This is a genomic window from Burkholderia sp. THE68 (assembly GCF_009938265.1).
Lineage (GTDB): Bacteria > Pseudomonadota > Gammaproteobacteria > Burkholderiales > Burkholderiaceae > Caballeronia.
On sequence record NZ_AP022315.1, the window covers coordinates 2,633,327 to 2,650,010 of the forward strand.

Below are 16,684 nucleotides of genomic sequence, written 5' to 3' on the forward strand. Positions count from 1 at the left end.
CGCGTGACGCCACGCGCGCCCACTCGCTCGGATTCAGGCCTCGCCTTCGCCGACCTCCTCGGCGCGATGACACGACACCTGGCGTCCATCGACCGCGCGCAGCTTCGGCTCCTCCACACGGCATCGCTCGATCGCGTACGGGCAGCGCTGATGAAACGTGCAGCCCGACGGCGGATTGAGCGGCGACGGCATCTCGCCCTGCAGCTTGATCTTGATGGTCCGGTCTTCCTCGAAGATCGCGGGCGTCGCGGACATCAGCGCGCGCGTGTACGGATGGCGCGGCTTCGCGAAGATCGTCTTCTTGTCGCCTACTTCGGCGACGCCGCCGAAGTACATCACCATCACGTCGTCGGCGATATGCTCGACCACCGACAGGTTGTGCGAGATGAACACGTAGCTCGTGCCGAACTGTTGCTGCAGATCCATGAACAGGTTCAGGATCTGCGCCTGGATCGACACATCGAGCGCGGACACGGGCTCATCCGCGACGAGGATCTGCGGATCGAGAATCATCGCCCGCGCAATCGCCACGCGCTGACGCTGCCCGCCCGAAAACATGTGCGGGTAACGCGTCGCATGCTCCGGCCGCAAGCCGACGGTGCGCATCATCTTCGCGATGCGCTCGGCGCGCTCCGTCGACGAAAGCGATGTGTTGATCGCGAGCGGCTCGCCGAGCGTCTGCTCGACAGTCTTGCGCGGATTCAGCGACGCGAACGGGTTCTGAAACACCATCTGCACGCGCTGGCGCAATTCCGCGATCTTCGCCTTGCTCGCGCCCGCGACATCATCACCGTCGATCAGCAAGCGGCCCGACGTGGGCGCTTCGATCATCGTCAACTGGCGCGCGAGCGTGGACTTGCCGCAGCCCGATTCGCCGACGACCGCGAGCGTGCGCCCGCGCCTCAGTTCGAACGACACGCCGTTGAGCGCCTTCACCGTGCCGTGCTTGAACGCGCTGCGCTTCACGTCGTAGTGCTTCGTGAGCTGATCGGCCGCGAGCACGATGTCCTGACTGATTTCCTGCGGTACGGCGTTCATCGCGCGCCTCCTTCCACCACCACATCGATGTTCAACGGCTTGATGCAACGCGCGCGCACGGCCGGATCGTTCTTGTCGAGCTGAAGCAGACCCGGCCTGCCCTTCCAGCAATCGTCGACGACATACTTGCAGCGCGGTGCGAACAGACATCCGCTCGGCCGGTCGTCCTTACCCGGCACCATGCCCGGCAAGGCCGCGAGGCGCTCCGCACCGCGCGAATGCTCGGGAATCGCCGCAAGCAGCGCCTCGGTATACGGATGATGCGGGTCGCTGAAGATCGTCGGCACATGATTCGTTTCGATGATCTCGCCCGCGTACATCACCGCGACGCGCTGCGCCACTTCGGACACGACGGCCAGATCGTGCGAGATCAGCACGAGCGCCATGCCGCGTTCCTTCTGCAGCTTGACGAGCAGTTCCATGATCTGCGCCTGAATCGTCACGTCGAGCGCGGTAGTCGGCTCGTCGGCGATCAGCAGCTTCGGATTGCACGCGACGGCCATCGCGATCATCACGCGCTGGTTCATGCCGCCCGACATCTGATGAGGAAACGCGTTGATGCGGCTTTTCGCGTCCGGAATGCCGACCTGATCGAGCAGTTCGAGCGCGCGCCTGTTGAGCGCATCGCCGCGCAGGCCTTCGTGCAGCTTCAGCACTTCCTTGATCTGATAGCCGACGGTATAGCTCGGGTTCAGGCTCGTGAGGGCATCCTGAAACACCATCGCGATGTCCTTGCCGATGATCCTGCGACGCGCGCTTGCCGATGCCTTCAGCAAGTCCTTGCCGTCGAACGTGACCTGATCGGCGGTCACTTTGCCGGGCGCGTCGATGAGGCCCATCAGCGCCATCATCGTGACGCTCTTGCCCGAGCCCGATTCGCCGACGACGCCGACCACTTCGCCCGGCTTCACGGAAAGATCGATGCGATCGACGGCCTGGGTGCCGCCGAACGTCACCTGCAAATTACGGATAGTCAGAAGATCGTTCATGTCAGCCCATCCGCTTGAGTTTCGGATCGAGCGCGTCACGCAGACCGTCGCCGAGCAGGTTGATGACGAGCACCGAGACCAGAATCGACAGACCCGGCATCGTCACGATCCACCATGCGCTTTCGATGTAATCACGCGCCGATGCCAGCATCGCGCCCCACTCCGCCGCCGGCGGTTGCACGCCGAGGCCGAGGAAGCCGAGCGCGGCGGCATCGAGAATCGCGGAGGAGAAGCCGAGCGTCGCCTGCACGATGAGCGGCGCGGCGCAGTTCGGCAGCACTTGCGAGAACATCAGCCGCACGGTGCCCGCGCCCGCGACGCGCGATGCCGTCACGTATTCCTTCTGCAGTTCGCCGAGCGCGGATGCACGCGTGAGGCGCACATAACCCGGCAGCGCGACGATCGCGATGGCGAGCATTGTATTGACGAGTCCCGGCCCGATGATCGCCACGACGGCGACCGCGAGCAGCAGCGACGGCAACGCGAGCAGCACGTCCATCACGCGCATGATCGGCGTGTCGAGCCAGCTGAAGAACGCGGCCATGAGACCGAGCACGACGCCCGGAATCAGCGCGAGAATCACCGACACGAAACCGATCCAGAACGACAGCCGCGCGCCGTACATCAGGCGCGAGAGGATGTCGCGGCCGGCTTCATCGGTGCCGAGCGGGAACATGCGGTTGCCGCCTTCGAGCCACGCAGGCGGAATCTTCACGTAGTCGCGGTATTGCTCGATCGGGCTGTGCGGCGCGATCAGCGGCGCAGTGATCGCCACGATGATCAACAAAAGCACGATCACGCCCGCGACGACAGCGCCGCGATTGCGCGAGAAGTTCGCCCAGAACTCGCGCGCCGCGACCATGCGGCCGGACGGCGGCGGCATCACCGCTTGCGGCGGGAGGTTGTTTTGAATATCGGCCATATCTTTCCAGTTACCTCGTATGGCGAATGCGCGGATTCAACACGCCGTAGAGCAGATCGACGACCAAATTCACGACGATCACGAGCGTCGCGATCATCAGAATGCCGCCTTGCACGACCGGATAATCGCGACGCGAAATGGCGTCGATGAGCCACTTGCCGACGCCCGGCCACGAGAACAGCGTCTCGGTCAGCACCGCGCCCGCGAGCAGCGTGCCGACCTGCAGACCGATCACGGTCACCACGGGAATCAGCGCGTTGCGCAGCGCATGCACGACGATCACGCGTAGCGGCGACAAGCCCTTCGCGCGCGCCGTGCGGATGAAGTCCTCGCGCAGCACTTCGAGCATCGAGGAGCGCGTCATGCGCGCGATGACCGCGAGCGGAATCGTGCCGAGCACGATGGTCGGCAGAATCAGATGCGACACCGCCGATTTGAACGCGCCTTCATCGGTCGAGAAGATCGAGTCGATCAACATGAAGCCGGTGACGTGCGGAATGTCGTATTCCACCGCGATGCGGCCCGACACCGGCGTCCAGCCGAGCTTCGCCGAGAAGAACATGATGAGGATCAAGCCCCACCAGAAGATCGGCATCGAATAGCCGGTGAGCGCGGTGCCCATCACGCTGTGATCGACGACCGTGCCGCGTTTCAACGCAGCCGCGACGCCCGCCGGCAATCCGACGACGAGCGCGAAGATCATCGCGCAGATCGACAGCTCGACGGTCGCGGGAAAGCGCGCGAGGAACTCGCCCATCACACTCGTATTGGTGATGATCGAGGTGCCGAGATCGCCCTTCAGCGCGTGGCCGACATAGGTCAGATACTGGATCGGAAGCGGCTGATCGAGGCCGAGGCGCTTCATGGCTTCGGCGTGCATCGCCGGGTCGACGCCGCGCTCGCCCATCATCACTTCGATGGGGTCGCCAGGAATCAGGTGAATGAGCGCGAACGCGAGAATCGTAATGCCGATGAACGTCGGTATCACCATTCCTATGCGTCGCAAAACGAATCGGAACATGATCGCCTTTTTTCGGTATTGGAGGGACTCAAAACGTGTCCGGCGGCTTGGATCGTACTTCGACCCGCGCCGCCGGACCTTTTCGATTAGTTATGGTTTAGTGCAAAAAGCGCTCCGCAGCAAAACCTTATTGCATGCCGACGCCATCGAAGCGCACGTAGCCGAGCGGCTCGATCTTCATGTTCGTCACCTTCTTGCTGACGGGCTGATAGACCGTCGAGTGCGCGATCGGCGAGAACGGCAGTTGTTGCGCGAAGATCTGCTGCGCGTCGGTGTAAGCCTTGGTGCGAGCGGCGACATCGGTCGTCGAACGGCCCTTCACGACGAGCTCGTCGAACGGCTTGTAGCACCACTTCGAGAAGTTGCTGCCCTTCACCGCATCGCAGCCGAGCAGCGTGCCGAGCCAGTTGTCCGGGTCGCCGTTGTCGCCGGTCCAGCCGATCAGCAGCGCGTCATGTTCGCCCGCGTGCGCGCGCTTCAGATACTCGCCCCACTCGTACGACACGATGTTCGCCTTCACGCCGATCTTCGCCCAGTCGGCCTGGATCATTTCCGCCATCAGGCGCGCGTTCGGGTTGTATGCGCGTTGCACGGGCATCGCCCACAGCGTGATCTCGAAGCCGTTCGGAAAGCCCGCTTTCGCGAGCAGTTCCTTCGCCTTCGCGGTGTCGTAAGCCTGACCTTTCAGGTTCTTGTCATAGGACCATTGCGTCGGCGGCATCGGTGCGGTGGCCGGCTGGCCCGCGCCCTGATACACGGAATCGATGATCGCCTTCTTGTTGATCGCCATGTCGAGCGCGCGACGCACGTCGGTGTTGCCGAGGTCCTTCTTCGTGACGTTGTACGCGACATAGCCTTCGTTGAAGCCCGCCTGCGACGGCGTATCGACATTCGACGCCGACTTCAGCGCCGCGATATCGCCCGGACGCGGATAGCTCATCACCTGGCATTCGTTGCTCTTCAGCTTCTGCACGCGCACGGCGGCGTCCGGCGTGATCGAGAAGATCAGCTTGGAGATCTGCACCGCGTTCGGCTTCCAATAATCAGGATTGCCGTCGAAGCGGATGGTCGCGTCCTTCGTATAGCTGCGGAAAATGAACGGACCCGTGCCCACCGGCTGCTGGTTGATGTCGGCGGCCTTGCCGTCCTTCAGCAGCTTGTCCGTGTACTCGGCGGACAGAATCGATGCGTATTCCATCGCCATGTTCTGGATGAATGGCGCGCTCACTTCCTTCAGCGTGAACTTCACGGTGTACGGATCGACCTTCTCGATCTTCGAGATCAGCTTGTCCATGCCGAGGTCCGTGAAGTACGGAAACTGCACGTTGTACGCCTTGCGGAACGGATTGTTCGGATCGAGCATGCGGTTGAACGTGAAGATCACGTCATCCGCGTTGAATTCGCGCGTCGGCTTGAAGAACGACGTCGTCTGGAACTTCACGCCGTGACGCAGATGGAACGTGTAGGTGAGTCCGTCGGACGAAACGTCCCACTTTTCTGCGAGACCCGGCTCGACCTTCGTGCCGCCGCGCTCGAACTCGACGAGACGGTTGTACACGGTGAAGGTGTTCGCGGTGAAATCGGTGCCGGTCGTGTACTGGGCCGGATCGAAACCGGCGGGGCTGCCTTCCGAACAGTACACGAGCGTCTTGTTCGGGATGGCGGCGTTCGCCGCGCTCGCTGCGAAGAGCGATGCCGTGGCCACGGCGCCCGCGAGCGCCGACATGCGGACGGCTCGCAACAGGCTGTTTTTGTTCATGTTTCCTCCAAGTCGATGCCGGCTTCTGGCCGGCGTAGCGCGAGTGTACTTGATCGCACCGCCCGGTTTTCGACGCGTGTGCGCAAAGTCGGGCGCTACCCTAGCACGAACAAAAGTGACATGCGCGCTTGGTTTTCCCCACTAGAGTTTGTCGCCGGTGGCACTTCGATAAGGGTATGTTATCGCTCATGCACAGACGTGATAGACCGGACGACGAAATATTGCGCGCCCGGCTCTTTGCTGGCAAAAAAAGGCGAAATTCATGGGAGAAGAAACAAGAACCGCGCGACGAACGCCGCGCGGGTGAAGCATTGATGCAGATCAGATGCTTTTGAATCCGAGGCCTTCGCAAATCGCTTTGGAGGCCCACGAACCGTTGAGCGTGTAGAAGTGCAGCCCCGGCGCGCCGTCGTCGACGAGGCGCTGGCACAAACCGGTCACCACATCGACGCCGAATGCGCGAATCGACTCGCGATCGTCGCCGAAGCTTTCGAGCCGGCGCGCGATCCACTTCGGCACTTCCGCGCCGCACATGTCGGAGAAGCGCATCAGTTGCGAGAAGTTGGTGATCGGCATGATGCCCGGCACGATCGGCACGTCCACGCCGAGCTTGCGCGCTTCCTCGACAAACCTGAAGTACGAATCGGCGTTGAAGAAGTATTGCGTGATCGCGGAATTCGCGCCCGCCTTCACCTTGCGGGCGAAGTTTTCGAGGTCCGCGCGTGGCGATTTCGATTGCGGATGAAACTCCGGATACGCGGCCACTTCGATGTTGAACCAGTCGCCGTGCTCCTGGCGAATGAACGCCACGAGCTCCGACGCATAGCGCAACTCGCCGACTTCGCCCATGCCCGAAGGCAGATCGCCGCGCAGCGCGACGATATGACGAATGCCGTGCTCGCGGTAGTTCGAAAGGATCGCGCGCAGGCTGTCCCGCGACGAGCCGATGCACGAAAGGTGCGGCGCGGCCTCGAAGCCTTCCGTGGCCATTTCGAGCACGGTGTCGAGCGTGCCTTGCTGCGTGGAGCCGCCTGCGCCGAAGGTCACGGAAACGAACTTGGGCGAGAGCTTCTTGAGCTCGGCGCGGGACGCGCGCAGCTTGTCCACGCCCTCCTGCGTCTTCGGCGGGAAAAACTCGAATGAGAGTTCGATCGGTTTCATGATGGTGGATGATCGAGCGGCGACGTCAGCCGAAGTTGCGGTTCCCGAAAATGAGCGCCGACAACAGCCACGACACGATGCTGTACAGAATCGAGCCGAAGAACGCGGACCAGAATCCCGACACTTCGAAGCCCTTCAGCAGCGACGAGCACAGCCAGAAACACAGCGCATTCACGACGAGTATGAAGACCCCGAGCGTGAGGATCGTCACCGGCAGCGTGAGGATGATGAGAAGCGGCCTCAGCACTGCATTGATGAGCCCGAGCACCACCGCGATGATGAGCGCCGTGCCAAAACTGCGGATGTGGATCGACGGCACGAGATAGGTAATGATCAGGAGCGCGAGCGCGTTGATCAGCCATGTCAGCAGCACGGTCATCGAAGGTTCTCCGGTTGATGCGTCAGCTCGCGCGCGTCGCACGGGTGCGCGTGCCCCCGTGCGAACGAACGCCGCCGCCTGCGATTAATAGCGATAGTGGTTCGGCTTGAACGGGCCGTTCTTGTCGACGCCGATATAACCGGCCTGCTCGTCCGACAGCACGGTCAGTTCCACGCCGATGCGGCCCAGATGCAGACGCGCGACCTTTTCGTCGAGATGCTTCGGCAGCACGTAGACCTTGTTCTCGTACTTCTCGCCTTGCGTGAACAGTTCGATCTGCGCGAGCGTCTGGTTGGTGAACGAGTTCGACATCACGAACGACGGATGGCCCGTTGCGCAGCCGAGATTCACGAGACGGCCTTCGGCCAGAATGATGATCTTCTTGCCGTCCGGGAAGACGATGTGATCGACCTGCGGCTTGATGTTGTCCCACGTGTACTGGCGCGTGGAAGCGATATCGATTTCCGAATCGAAGTGACCGATGTTGCAGACGATCGCGTTGTTGCGCATCGCCTTCATGTGGTCGTGGTTGATGACGTGGTAGTTGCCCGTCGCCGTCACGAAGATGTCGGCGCGGCTCGCTGCGTATTCCATCGTCACGACGCGGTAGCCTTCCATCGCGGCTTGCAGCGCGCAGATCGGATCGATTTCCGTGACCCACACCGTCGCGCCCAGACCGCGCAGCGATTGCGCGCAGCCCTTGCCCACGTCGCCGTAACCGGCCACGACCGCGATCTTGCCCGCGATCATCACGTCGGTCGCGCGCTTGATGCCGTCGACGAGCGATTCGCGGCAGCCGTAGAGGTTGTCGAACTTCGACTTCGTGACCGAATCGTTCACGTTGATGGCCGGGAACGGCAGGCGGCCTTCCTTTTCCATCTGGTACAGGCGATGCACGCCCGTGGTGGTTTCTTCCGTCACGCCCTGAATGTGCGCGAGGCGCGTGGAGTACCACGTCGGATCGGCGTCGAGGTGCGAAGCGATCGACTTGTAGAGCGCCACTTCTTCCTCGTTCGTCGGTTTCGAGATGACCGAACGATCCTTCTCCGCCTTCGAGCCGAGAATGAGCAGCAGTGTTGCATCGCCGCCGTCATCCAGAATCATGTTGGCGAACTCGCCGTTCGGCCATTCGAAGATGCGGTGCGAGAACTCCCAGTATTCGTCGAGCGATTCGCCCTTGAACGCGAACACCGGCGTGCCGCCCGCGGCGATGGCGGCGGCTGCGTGATCCTGCGTCGAGAAGATATTGCACGAGGCCCAGCGCACGTCCGCGCCCAGCGCGGTGAGCGTTTCGATCAGCACGCCCGTCTGGATCGTCATGTGCAGGGAACCGGCGACGCGCGCGCCCTTCAGCGGCTGCTGCGCCTTGTATTCCTCGCGCGTCTGGATGAGACCCGGCATTTCCGTTTCGGCGATGTCGAGTTCCTTGCGGCCCCATGCGGCCAGCGACATGTCGGCGACGACGTAATCCTTGGAATTCTTGGAATCGAGAACTGCGGCGTTCATCACGCCCTCCTTTCTAAATAGTCTAGAAATGTTGACGTGAGCGCCGTTCGATGCGGTGGCTCAGCGGGCTTTCGATCAGCCTTCGAACCGTCCGGATTGAATGCTCCGAGCCTGGCGGCCCGTGTGTTTTCTGGCCGTCGCAACGCTCCTCGGAAGCGAACGCCGATTGTAGCAAAGTCCCGTGGGAACGATCCGATTCTGAGACGCGCGTGGGGATTTTTCGCGGCGCTCTGCCGCGCTCAGAAAGGCAGCGCAGACAGCAATGGCGCGAGCAGCACCATCGCGACGCCCGCGATCATCATCGTGAGACTGGCGACGACGCCCTCTTCGCTCCCCAGTTCGCGCGCTTTTGCGGTGCCTACGCCGTGCGCCGCCGCGCCGAACAACGCGCCGCGCGCGAGCCGCGTGCGCAACGGCACGAGCGCGAGCACGATCTCGCCGAACAGCATGCCGCATACGCCCGTCGCGATCACGAAAAGCGCGGTGAGGTCCTTCGGCGCGTGAATCTTGTCGGAGACGGCGAGCGCGAAGGGCGTCGAGACCGAGCGCGTCGCGAGACTGCGCTGCAATTCCGGCGACAGATGCAGCAGCTTCGCGAGCATGAGCGATCCGCCGACCGCCACCAGAATGCCGACCGTCACGCCGACGCTCAGCGAAATCCAGTGCCGCTTGATGAGCATGCGGTATTCGTAGATGGGCACCGCGAACGCGACCGTCGCCGGGCCGAGCAGCCACATGAGCCAGCGCGTATCGGCGAAATAAACCGAATAAGGAATGCGCGCCATCACGACGATCAGCGCGAGCACCGCCGGCACCGCGAGCAGCGGCGTGAGCCACGGCCGCCTGAAGCGCGCGTAGAGCTGCTTGGCCGCGAAGTACAGCGCGACGGTCAGCACGAAGCAGCCCGCCGCGATGAGGCGCGCGGCGTCGTCTTCGATGAGGGAGGCGTAGAAGTGGTTCATGTCGGCCGACTCACGCGCGCGCGGCCTGCCGTGCGACGAGCACGCGGCGCAACGCGAGATGGCGTTCGAGGCGCGCCGCACGGTCGACGGCGAACGCGACGGCCACCATCACCATCAAGGTTCCCCCGACCACCACGAGCGCGAGCCGCCAGCCGTCCTCCTTGAAGAGGCCGCCGTACTGAACCGCCGCGACCGCCGCCGGGATGAAGAACAGCAGCATGTCCGAAAGCAGCCAGTCCGCGCCCGCTTTCACCCAGCGCGGTGCGATGCCGCCGCAGAACAACAGCGCGAGCAGCGCGACCAGGCCGACCACGCCGCCCGGCACCGGCAGCGACAGCTTGCGCGCGACGAAATCCGCCGCGACCCAGATCGCCGCGAGCGCGGCGGACTGCACCGCGACGCGCAAAAAGCGGCCGAAGGCGGATTGCGAAGGGTTCGTCAGGACGGCGGACATGGCGGGCTCTTTTGCGATGAAATCAATGAACTAGGGTTAACCTGTAGTCCGAGTATATGGGCGCTCCTTGCATAATTAAAATGAATTAAGCTTATCCAAAACATTCCAAACTGGAATTCAGGAGCCGACGATGGAATTGCGCGCCTTGCGGTACTTCATCGAGGTCGTGAAGCAGAAGAGCTTCACCGCCGCCGCCGAGCACATGTTCGTGACCCAGCCGACCATCAGCAAAATGGTGAAGGCGCTGGAGGATGAAGTCGGATCGCCGCTGCTGTTGCGCGAGGGCCGTCAGATGGTGCTGACGGACGCCGGGCAGATCGTCTATCAGCGCGGCGTCGAGGTGCTGGCGGCGCACGCGCGGCTGGAGGCCGAGCTCAACGATCTCGGCACCTTCGGGCGCGGCACGCTGACAATCGGCATTCCGCCGATGGGCGGTTCGCTCTTCACGCCCGCCATCGCTGAGTTCCGGCGTCGCTATCCGAAGGTCGAGCTCAAGCTGTTCGAGCGCGGCTCGAAGGCGATCGAGGCGGCGCTCATCGACGGCGAACTGGAACTGGGCGGCGTCTTGCAGCCTGTCGATACCAACATGTTCGACGTCCTGCCCGTCAGCCGGCAGATTCTGTGGCTCGTCGCGTCGAAGGGTTCGCGCTGGGACGACGCGCGCGAAGTCGCGCTCACCGATCTCGCCGCGGAACCGTTCGTGTTCTACGGTGAAAGTCTCGCGCTGAACGACGTCGTGCTCAACGCGTGCCGCGAGGCGGGTTTCGCGCCGACGATCGTCGGCCGCAGCGGGCACTGGGATTTCATGGCGGCGCTCGTGCAGGCGGGCATCGGCATCGCGTTGCTGCCCGCGCCGTACTGCCGCCGGCTCGACGCCGACGCGTTCACCTGCCGTCCGGTCGTCGCGCCGGAGATTCACTGGGATATGGCGCTCGGCTGGCGGCGCAACGGTTATCTGTCGCACGCGGCGCGGGCGTGGATCGAAGTCGCGCGCGAAATGCTGCCCGCGAATCTCGATCAGGATTTCATGGGCGATGGCTTCCCGCGCGCGCGGCGCGGCGAGCCGGGAAAATGAAACGCGCCGGCCTGCATTGAGCAAGCCGGCGCGTTCTTTACAGCAACTTCCCGGGCGTTAGCCGTATCAGTTCAATTCCTTGAACTCGATCCGGCGATTCGCCGCGCGACCTTCACGCGTCGCGTTGTCGGCGATCGGATGCGCGTCGCCGAAACCTTCCGCTGAGAGTGTGTCCGCAGGCACGCCGTGCTGGATCAGATAGCTGCGCACCGCCTGCGCGCGCTTTTCCGACAAACGGATATTCACCGCCGGATCGCCCGAGCTGTCGGTGTAGCCGCCGATCTGCAGCCTGATCGGTTTGCCGGATGCGCCGCAATCCTTCAGCGCCTTCGCCGATTCGGCGAGTTCGTCCAGCGCGGCGCGCGGCAGCGAATTCGACGCAAAGCCGAAGTTGACCGGATGCGTATTCAGATGCTTCGCGATGTCGGCGGCGGCGCAACTCGCGGCGGCCTGGGCGTCGGATGCGGCCAGCGCCTTGGCTGCGGCGGGAGTATCGGCGGCGATTGTCCAGCCATCGCCGAAGGACGCCCTCAGCTTGTCCAGCCAGCCGAGCGCCGTGTCCGCGGCGCGGCCGCCCAGATCGACCTTGTCGCCCGCGATCTGCACCTGCGCACCCGGCAACGCCATGACCGGCAACAGGCCGTCGAGCTTGCCGAGCCACGCGGCCGGCTTCGTATCCGGATCGACCGTGATGTTGGCGTGGAACTTGTCGATGCCGAACTTGACCGCGAGCATGTCGAGCAGGTGTTGCCGCTCCTTTTCGCTGTTCACGGTGGCGGTCAGCGTGGGGATGCCGGATGCGTCGACGGCGAAGGATAACTTCGAGTCCTTGCCCGGCAGCGCGACGGGCATCGACGCCTCGCTTGCTGCGGGAATCGTCGCCGCGGCCGCGGAACCGGCGCTCGTGACGGCGGCCATGTCGGTGTTCGCATCAGAGGCAGCATCCGGCTTCGCGGCGGGCGCGGTGTCCTCCTGCTTCTCCGTCGAGCATCCGCGCCCGAGCAGCGCCGCGAACAGCGCGAGCGCGGCGGCGAGCGCGATCCACCACCATTTTTTCTTGCCAGCGCGCTCTTTCGCCGGTTGCTCCGCAGCGGGGGCGGGTTCCGACTGCAACGGAAACGCCGCCGCTTCCTGCGTGGCCGGATGGTCGAGATGCGCCGCCACGGCCTTCAGCCGCGACGCGACGCCCGCAAGAAAGGCGCCGACCGAGCCGAGCCCGAGCGCATTCGCGAACGCGTCCGTCATGTTGGCGCGCACTACCGGCAACTGGTGTCCGAGCAGGGCCGGAAGCTGGGCCGCCTGGCCGTTGTGCTGCGTGAGATAGCGCTTGAGCACGCCGAAAAGCGTCGCGCTGACCACGCCGTTCAGCGTGCGCGTGGCGATCGTCGCCACGCCGGTATATTCGGCGACGCGATCGGCGAGGCCGTTGAGGCTGTCGCGCGAGGCGATCGCCTCGTCGGTTTTCGCGCCGCTGCTGACGAGCGTCCTGAATCCCTCGTCCTGCACGACGAAATGCGGCAGTTCCTCCGCGATCAGCGCGTTCGTGCCCGGCGACATGATCGCGGCGAACAGATTGCGCGCGCCTTCGAGCGACGACGCCTTGTTCATCATGGCGCCGATGAGCGCGGGGGCGCACAGCGACACCACGCGCCTGGCGGATTCCGGCGCGCAGCCGATGCGCCCGGCGATGTGCTGCAACACGCTTTCTGGCAAAGCGCTCTGGACGAGTTGATTGAGGTTGATGCTCATTGAGAATGCTTCCCTAAAAGCGTTACTGCATCCGCCGGAATTGGGCGAGCCGATTATAGGTTCGGGCTCCTGCGCGTCATCGGGGTGGCATTAACAATCGGATTTGTCCCAGCGATCCGCGCTTTAGGAACGCGCATCAGAAAGTGATGCTGATTTGTGAAAAGAACGATGGCTCTACCCGTCCAATGAATGCGCGGCCTATGATTCCTGAATTCGAGATGGGTCGAGACGCCCGGAACGACTGTTGCGCCCACCCGACAGTGACGCATCGCCGCCCTGCCTGCGCGCGCGTGCAAATGAAGGAGACCAGCGATGTCCGCTTCCGCCGATCGCCCGTTCGGGCAGACACACGAAGTCACGAATCAGGCGCCGCCGCTCGTCGGCTACGACGCGTTCGCCTTCGATCCGGCGCTGACGGCCGCGCTCGGGCGGGAAGGCGCGCAATGGCACGCGCAGGCGCTCTCGCGCGACGGCATGACGCTGACGCAGCCGGATGTCGTCGCGCTGGCGGAACTCGCCAATCGGCACGAGCCGGAGCTCGCGACGCACGATCCGCGCGGCGAGCGCATCGACGCGGTGGAGTTTCATCCGGCCTGGCACGAACTGCTGCGGCGCCTGCGCCACGAAGGGCTGCACGCGCTGCCGTTCGAACCGGCCGCGCGCGTGGGATCGATGGCCGCGCGCTGCGCCGGCTACTATCTGCACGGCCAGCTCGAATCGGGCTCGCTGTGCCCGATCACGATGACCTTCGCGAGCATCCCGGTCCTACGCAACGAGCGCGATCTGTTCGCGCGCATCGCCCAGCCGCTGCTGTCGCGCGAGCACGATCCGCGCGACATCCCGCTCGAAGCCGGCAAGCATTCGATGATGATCGGCATGGGCATGACCGAAAAGCAGGGCGGCTCGGACGTGCGCAGCAATCGCACGCGCGCGTACGCGCTCGGCGTGCCGGGACGCGCCAGCGCGTATCGGCTGGTCGGTCACAAATGGTTTTTCTCCGCGCCGCAATGCGACGCGCATCTCGTGCTCGCCCGCACCGCCGACGAAGGCGGCCTGTCGTGCTTCTACGTGCCGCGCTTCGCGCCGGACGGCCGCAAGAACGCGGTCCAGATCCAGCGCCTGAAGGACAAGCTCGGCAACCGCTCGAACGCGAGCAGCGAAGTGGAGTTTCTCGATGCCTACGGCGTGATGATCGGCGACGAGGGGCGCGGCGTGCCGACCATCATCGAAATGGCGAACTTCACGCGGCTCGACTGCGTGATCGGCAGCGCGGCGCTGATGCGCGCGGCGCTCGTACAGGCGATCCATCACGCGCGGCATCGCAGCGCGTTCGGCGCGGCCCTCATCGATCAACCGCTGATGCGCAACGTGCTCGCGGATCTCGCCCTCGAATCCGAAGCCGCGACGGTCCTCTTCATGCGGCTTGCGGGCGCGTTCGAGCGCAGCGCCGTGCCGGACGGAGCGCTCGCCGAGCGCGCGTGGCGGCGCATCGTCACGCCCGCCGCGAAGTTCTGGGTCTGCAAGCGCGCGCTCGAATTCACCGGCGAGGCGATGGAAGTCTGGGGCGGCAACGGCTATGTCGAAACCGGGCCGATGGCGCGTTTCTATCGCGAGGCGCCGGTCAATTCGATCTGGGAGGGCTCGGGCAACGTGATGTGCCTCGACGTGCTGCGCGCGTTCGAGCGCGAGCAGGACGCCGCGCACGCGCTCCTCGCCGACTGGAAGCGGACGGCGGCCGCGCATCCGGCGCTTTCTGGCGCGCTGGCGTCGCTGCTCGACATGCTGACGGGCGATCCGGCTGCGCGGGAAGCGTCGGCGCGGCGCATCGCGCAGCAATTGACGCTATGCGCGCAGGGCGTGTTGCTGGCGCGGCATGCGCCGCAGGAAGTCGCGGATGCGTTCATCGACACGCGGCTCGGCGATGCGCGCGGCGAGACGGGGCGGGTGTATGGCACGCTGCCGGCGCGGTTCGATCATGCGGCGATTGTCAGGCGGGCGTTTGCCGCGTAGCGAGCGCGCGCCCGCTTTCCCGCATCGGCTCCTCGTTCTCCAGCCGATACACCCACGAAAGCAACTCCGCCACCGCCTGATACAACGCCGGTGGAATATGCGCGTCGAGATCGACCTGCATCAGCAGCGACACCATCTCCGGCGATTCGTGCACATACAGTCCCGCTTCCTTCGCGCGCTGCACGATCATCTCCGCGACCATGCCATAACCCTTCGCCACGACGCGCGGCGTCGCCTCGCGATTGCCCGCGTCGTAGGCGAGCGCGGTCGCCTGCCTGCGCGTGTACGGCGGCTGATCCTGTCCGCTCATGCTTCACTCCCCTCGCCGCGCGGCGGGCGAAACAGATGTTCGAGCGGCGAGCGCAACGGCTTTTTCGCGACAGGCTTGTCGCCGGACATCGCGAGATCGGTCGCGCCGTCCATCGAGCGCACGGACAGCGACGCGAGCGCGATGCCCGCCGCCTCGAGCTGACGCGCGAACGCGGCGCCGTCCGCGGCGAGACGGCGTGCGCCCGAATCCCCCGCCTTGATGCGCGCGACGAGCTTTTCGCCCGTCAGCACCAGTTCGGCGTCGACCGTGCCGAGCGCAGGCAGCGATAACGTGATGCGCGTGCGCCAGGCGTGCTTGTCCGCGGCGGCGTCGGCATCGTCGGGCGTGCGCGGATCGCGCGGTTCGCGGGCGATTTCCCATTCGAAGCGCGTGCCGGGCCACGCTTCGCCCTGCCAGCGGAACTGCTGGTTCGCGAGCACGTCGAGTTGCTGGCGCACGACATTGAGCGTCGCCGGATGAATGCCCGCCGCCAGCGACGCCTGCAACGCCGATTCCTGCGTGCCCGGTTGCACGGGTTGCGCATTCGCCCCGCCCGACGCGTTCCCGCTCTGCGAATTCGAGAGCGCCGACGCCGGCGCATCGCGCACCGACGCCGCGAGCGCGGCCGCCTGCTGCGGCGTCTGCGGCGTCGCGACGGCGTGCGCGGGCGCGTGGAAATCGGGCGCACTGGCGTCCAGCCATGCGTCGCCGGTCGCGCCATTCGCGAAATCCAGCGGCAAAGTCATCGAGCGTGCATCGGTGCGCGCCTGCGGCTCGTTGCCGAGCGACGCGGCGCTGCGCTGGCCCGCGAGCCATTGCACCAGATGCGATTCGTAGAAGAGCCCGCTTTCGTCGACGGTCTTCGCCAGCGCGGTCGCGAGCGCCGCGGCGGGCAGCGGCGGCAGATTCTGCGTCGCGGCGCGCGCGGCCGCGACGGCGGCGGCGTTGGCGGAGAAAGCGGTATCGAAGAGGCCGGTCGTGAGCGCGGCGAAGGCGCTCGCGGGACGCGGCGGAGTCGGCCAGAGCGGGGCGTCGCTGGTCAGCGCGGGCGTCGCGCCGCCGATGCGCGAGATCACGTCGAGCGTGCGCGCGACGCTGGAAAGCGCGGTTTGCGCCGATGCGGCCGGCGCCGCGGCCTGCGCCGATGTGCCGACGAGCTGCGGCAGGTCCGTCTGCGTCGTCGTCTGCCCGACGCTCGCGCCCGTCACGCCCGTGCCGCTGACGCCGTTGGGCGCGCGAATCGCGGACAGCAGGAGCTCGGTGCGGCTGGCGAGCAGCGATGCGATCGCGGTATCGAGTCCAGTCATGCCCACATCCTCAATTGCGCCACGGCCGGCGCGCACGGACGC

Annotated in this window: 15 protein-coding genes and 1 riboswitch; of the genes, 2 read left to right on the top strand and 13 right to left on the bottom strand. The window is 65.0% G+C overall.

All coding sequences use genetic code 11. From position 1 onward, the window contains the following. Positions 1 to 33 precede the first annotated feature (33 nt). The 10 genes from BTHE68_RS12535 to BTHE68_RS12580 all read right to left on the bottom strand — a co-directional run bounded on the left by BTHE68_RS12535 (position 34) and on the right by BTHE68_RS12580 (position 10,191). Positions 34 to 1,038 (bottom strand): peptide ABC transporter ATP-binding protein, encoded by a 1,005-nt coding sequence (locus tag BTHE68_RS12535; RefSeq protein ID WP_162066559.1) that lies wholly within the window; start codon positions 1,036 to 1,038, stop codon positions 34 to 36. Continuing rightward, positions 1,035 to 2,027, bottom strand: a complete 993-nt coding sequence (locus tag BTHE68_RS12540) for an ABC transporter ATP-binding protein (RefSeq protein WP_162066560.1) — start codon at positions 2,025 to 2,027, stop codon at positions 1,035 to 1,037. Before BTHE68_RS12540 ends, BTHE68_RS12535 begins: the two co-directional genes overlap by 4 nt. A 1-nt stretch (position 2,028) precedes the next feature. Beyond that, a complete protein-coding gene (locus tag BTHE68_RS12545; protein ID WP_162066561.1) occupies positions 2,029 to 2,949 on the bottom strand; it encodes an ABC transporter permease subunit in 921 nt (306 codons plus the stop codon). Positions 2,950 to 2,959: 10 nt separating this feature from the next. Beyond that, positions 2,960 to 3,970 (bottom strand): ABC transporter permease subunit, encoded by a 1,011-nt coding sequence (locus BTHE68_RS12550; protein WP_162066562.1) that lies wholly within the window; start codon positions 3,968 to 3,970, stop codon positions 2,960 to 2,962. A 127-nt stretch (positions 3,971 to 4,097) separates the two neighbouring features. Further along, on the bottom strand, positions 4,098 to 5,729 hold the full coding sequence (locus tag BTHE68_RS12555; RefSeq protein WP_162066563.1) for an ABC transporter substrate-binding protein: 1,632 nt from the start codon (positions 5,727 to 5,729) through the stop codon (positions 4,098 to 4,100). Between the two features lie 321 nt (positions 5,730 to 6,050). After that, the gene (gene metF, locus BTHE68_RS12560) at positions 6,051 to 6,890 is read right to left on the bottom strand and encodes a methylenetetrahydrofolate reductase [NAD(P)H] (protein WP_162066564.1); all 840 of its coding nucleotides are present in this window, start codon (positions 6,888 to 6,890) and stop codon (positions 6,051 to 6,053) included. A 25-nt stretch (positions 6,891 to 6,915) separates the two neighbouring features. Then, positions 6,916 to 7,269, bottom strand: a complete 354-nt coding sequence (locus BTHE68_RS12565) for a phage holin family protein (RefSeq protein WP_061173991.1) — start codon at positions 7,267 to 7,269, stop codon at positions 6,916 to 6,918. Positions 7,270 to 7,353: 84 nt separating this feature from the next. Beyond that, entirely contained in the window at positions 7,354 to 8,775 is a 1,422-nt protein-coding gene (ahcY, locus tag BTHE68_RS12570) for an adenosylhomocysteinase (protein WP_162066565.1), read from the bottom strand. Positions 8,776 to 8,806: 31 nt separating this feature from the next. After that, positions 8,807 to 8,932: riboswitch (S-adenosyl-L-homocysteine riboswitch) on the bottom strand. Between the two features lie 82 nt (positions 8,933 to 9,014). After that, positions 9,015 to 9,737: an LrgB family protein gene (locus BTHE68_RS12575; protein ID WP_162066566.1), complete on the bottom strand. Its 723-nt coding sequence runs from the start codon at positions 9,735 to 9,737 to the stop codon at positions 9,015 to 9,017. 10 nt (positions 9,738 to 9,747) lie between these two features. Beyond that, a complete protein-coding gene (locus BTHE68_RS12580; RefSeq protein ID WP_162066567.1) occupies positions 9,748 to 10,191 on the bottom strand; it encodes a CidA/LrgA family protein in 444 nt (147 codons plus the stop codon). A 130-nt stretch (positions 10,192 to 10,321) separates the two neighbouring features. Between BTHE68_RS12580 and BTHE68_RS12585 the strand changes: the two genes are divergently transcribed. Beyond that, entirely contained in the window at positions 10,322 to 11,266 is a 945-nt protein-coding gene (locus BTHE68_RS12585) for a LysR family transcriptional regulator (RefSeq protein WP_162066568.1), read from the top strand. Between the two features lie 66 nt (positions 11,267 to 11,332). Here the strand turns inward: BTHE68_RS12585 and BTHE68_RS12590 are convergent, their stop codons facing one another. After that, on the bottom strand, positions 11,333 to 13,015 hold the full coding sequence (locus tag BTHE68_RS12590; protein ID WP_162066569.1) for an OmpA family protein: 1,683 nt from the start codon (positions 13,013 to 13,015) through the stop codon (positions 11,333 to 11,335). Between the two features lie 312 nt (positions 13,016 to 13,327). On the opposite strand from BTHE68_RS12590, the gene BTHE68_RS12595 reads away from it, so the two are divergent. Continuing rightward, positions 13,328 to 15,025, top strand: coding sequence for an isovaleryl-CoA dehydrogenase (locus BTHE68_RS12595; RefSeq protein ID WP_162066570.1), 1,698 nt, complete (start codon positions 13,328 to 13,330; stop codon positions 15,023 to 15,025). On the opposite strand, the gene BTHE68_RS12600 is transcribed toward BTHE68_RS12595, so the two are convergent. Together BTHE68_RS12600 and fliK are read right to left on the bottom strand one after the other, a co-directional pair. Next, complete coding sequence (locus BTHE68_RS12600) at positions 15,003 to 15,335, bottom strand: EscU/YscU/HrcU family type III secretion system export apparatus switch protein (RefSeq protein ID WP_162066571.1); 333 nt, start codon at positions 15,333 to 15,335, stop codon at positions 15,003 to 15,005. The two genes, BTHE68_RS12595 and BTHE68_RS12600, sit on opposite strands and share 23 nt — an antisense overlap. Then, on the bottom strand, positions 15,332 to 16,642 hold the full coding sequence (gene fliK, locus BTHE68_RS12605) for a flagellar hook-length control protein FliK (RefSeq protein WP_162066572.1): 1,311 nt from the start codon (positions 16,640 to 16,642) through the stop codon (positions 15,332 to 15,334). Before fliK ends, BTHE68_RS12600 begins: the two co-directional genes overlap by 4 nt. Positions 16,643 to 16,684: the final 42 nt, after the last annotated feature.

Bases quoted from the DNA above. Each gene is read 5' to 3' on its own strand.
- BTHE68_RS12555 (WP_162066563.1), bottom strand. From the start codon at position 5,729: ATGAACAAAAACAGCCTGTTGCGAGCCGTCCGCATGTCGGCGCTCGCG.
- BTHE68_RS12585 (WP_162066568.1), top strand. From the start codon at position 10,322: ATGGAATTGCGCGCCTTGCGGTACTTCATCGAGGTCGTGAAGCAGAAG.
- BTHE68_RS12550 (WP_162066562.1), bottom strand. From the start codon at position 3,970: ATGTTCCGATTCGTTTTGCGACGCATAGGAATGGTGATACCGACGTTC.
- BTHE68_RS12565 (WP_061173991.1), bottom strand. From the start codon at position 7,269: ATGACCGTGCTGCTGACATGGCTGATCAACGCGCTCGCGCTCCTGATC.
- metF (WP_162066564.1), bottom strand. From the start codon at position 6,890: ATGAAACCGATCGAACTCTCATTCGAGTTTTTCCCGCCGAAGACGCAG.
- ahcY (WP_162066565.1), bottom strand. From the start codon at position 8,775: ATGAACGCCGCAGTTCTCGATTCCAAGAATTCCAAGGATTACGTCGTC.
- BTHE68_RS12575 (WP_162066566.1), bottom strand. From the start codon at position 9,737: ATGAACCACTTCTACGCCTCCCTCATCGAAGACGACGCCGCGCGCCTC.
- BTHE68_RS12540 (WP_162066560.1), bottom strand. From the start codon at position 2,027: ATGAACGATCTTCTGACTATCCGTAATTTGCAGGTGACGTTCGGCGGC.
- BTHE68_RS12545 (WP_162066561.1), bottom strand. From the start codon at position 2,949: ATGGCCGATATTCAAAACAACCTCCCGCCGCAAGCGGTGATGCCGCCG.
- BTHE68_RS12590 (WP_162066569.1), bottom strand. From the start codon at position 13,015: ATGAGCATCAACCTCAATCAACTCGTCCAGAGCGCTTTGCCAGAAAGC.
- BTHE68_RS12600 (WP_162066571.1), bottom strand. From the start codon at position 15,335: ATGAGCGGACAGGATCAGCCGCCGTACACGCGCAGGCAGGCGACCGCG.
- BTHE68_RS12595 (WP_162066570.1), top strand. From the start codon at position 13,328: ATGTCCGCTTCCGCCGATCGCCCGTTCGGGCAGACACACGAAGTCACG.
- BTHE68_RS12580 (WP_162066567.1), bottom strand. From the start codon at position 10,191: ATGTCCGCCGTCCTGACGAACCCTTCGCAATCCGCCTTCGGCCGCTTT.
- BTHE68_RS12535 (WP_162066559.1), bottom strand. From the start codon at position 1,038: ATGAACGCCGTACCGCAGGAAATCAGTCAGGACATCGTGCTCGCGGCC.
- fliK (WP_162066572.1), bottom strand. From the start codon at position 16,642: ATGACTGGACTCGATACCGCGATCGCATCGCTGCTCGCCAGCCGCACC.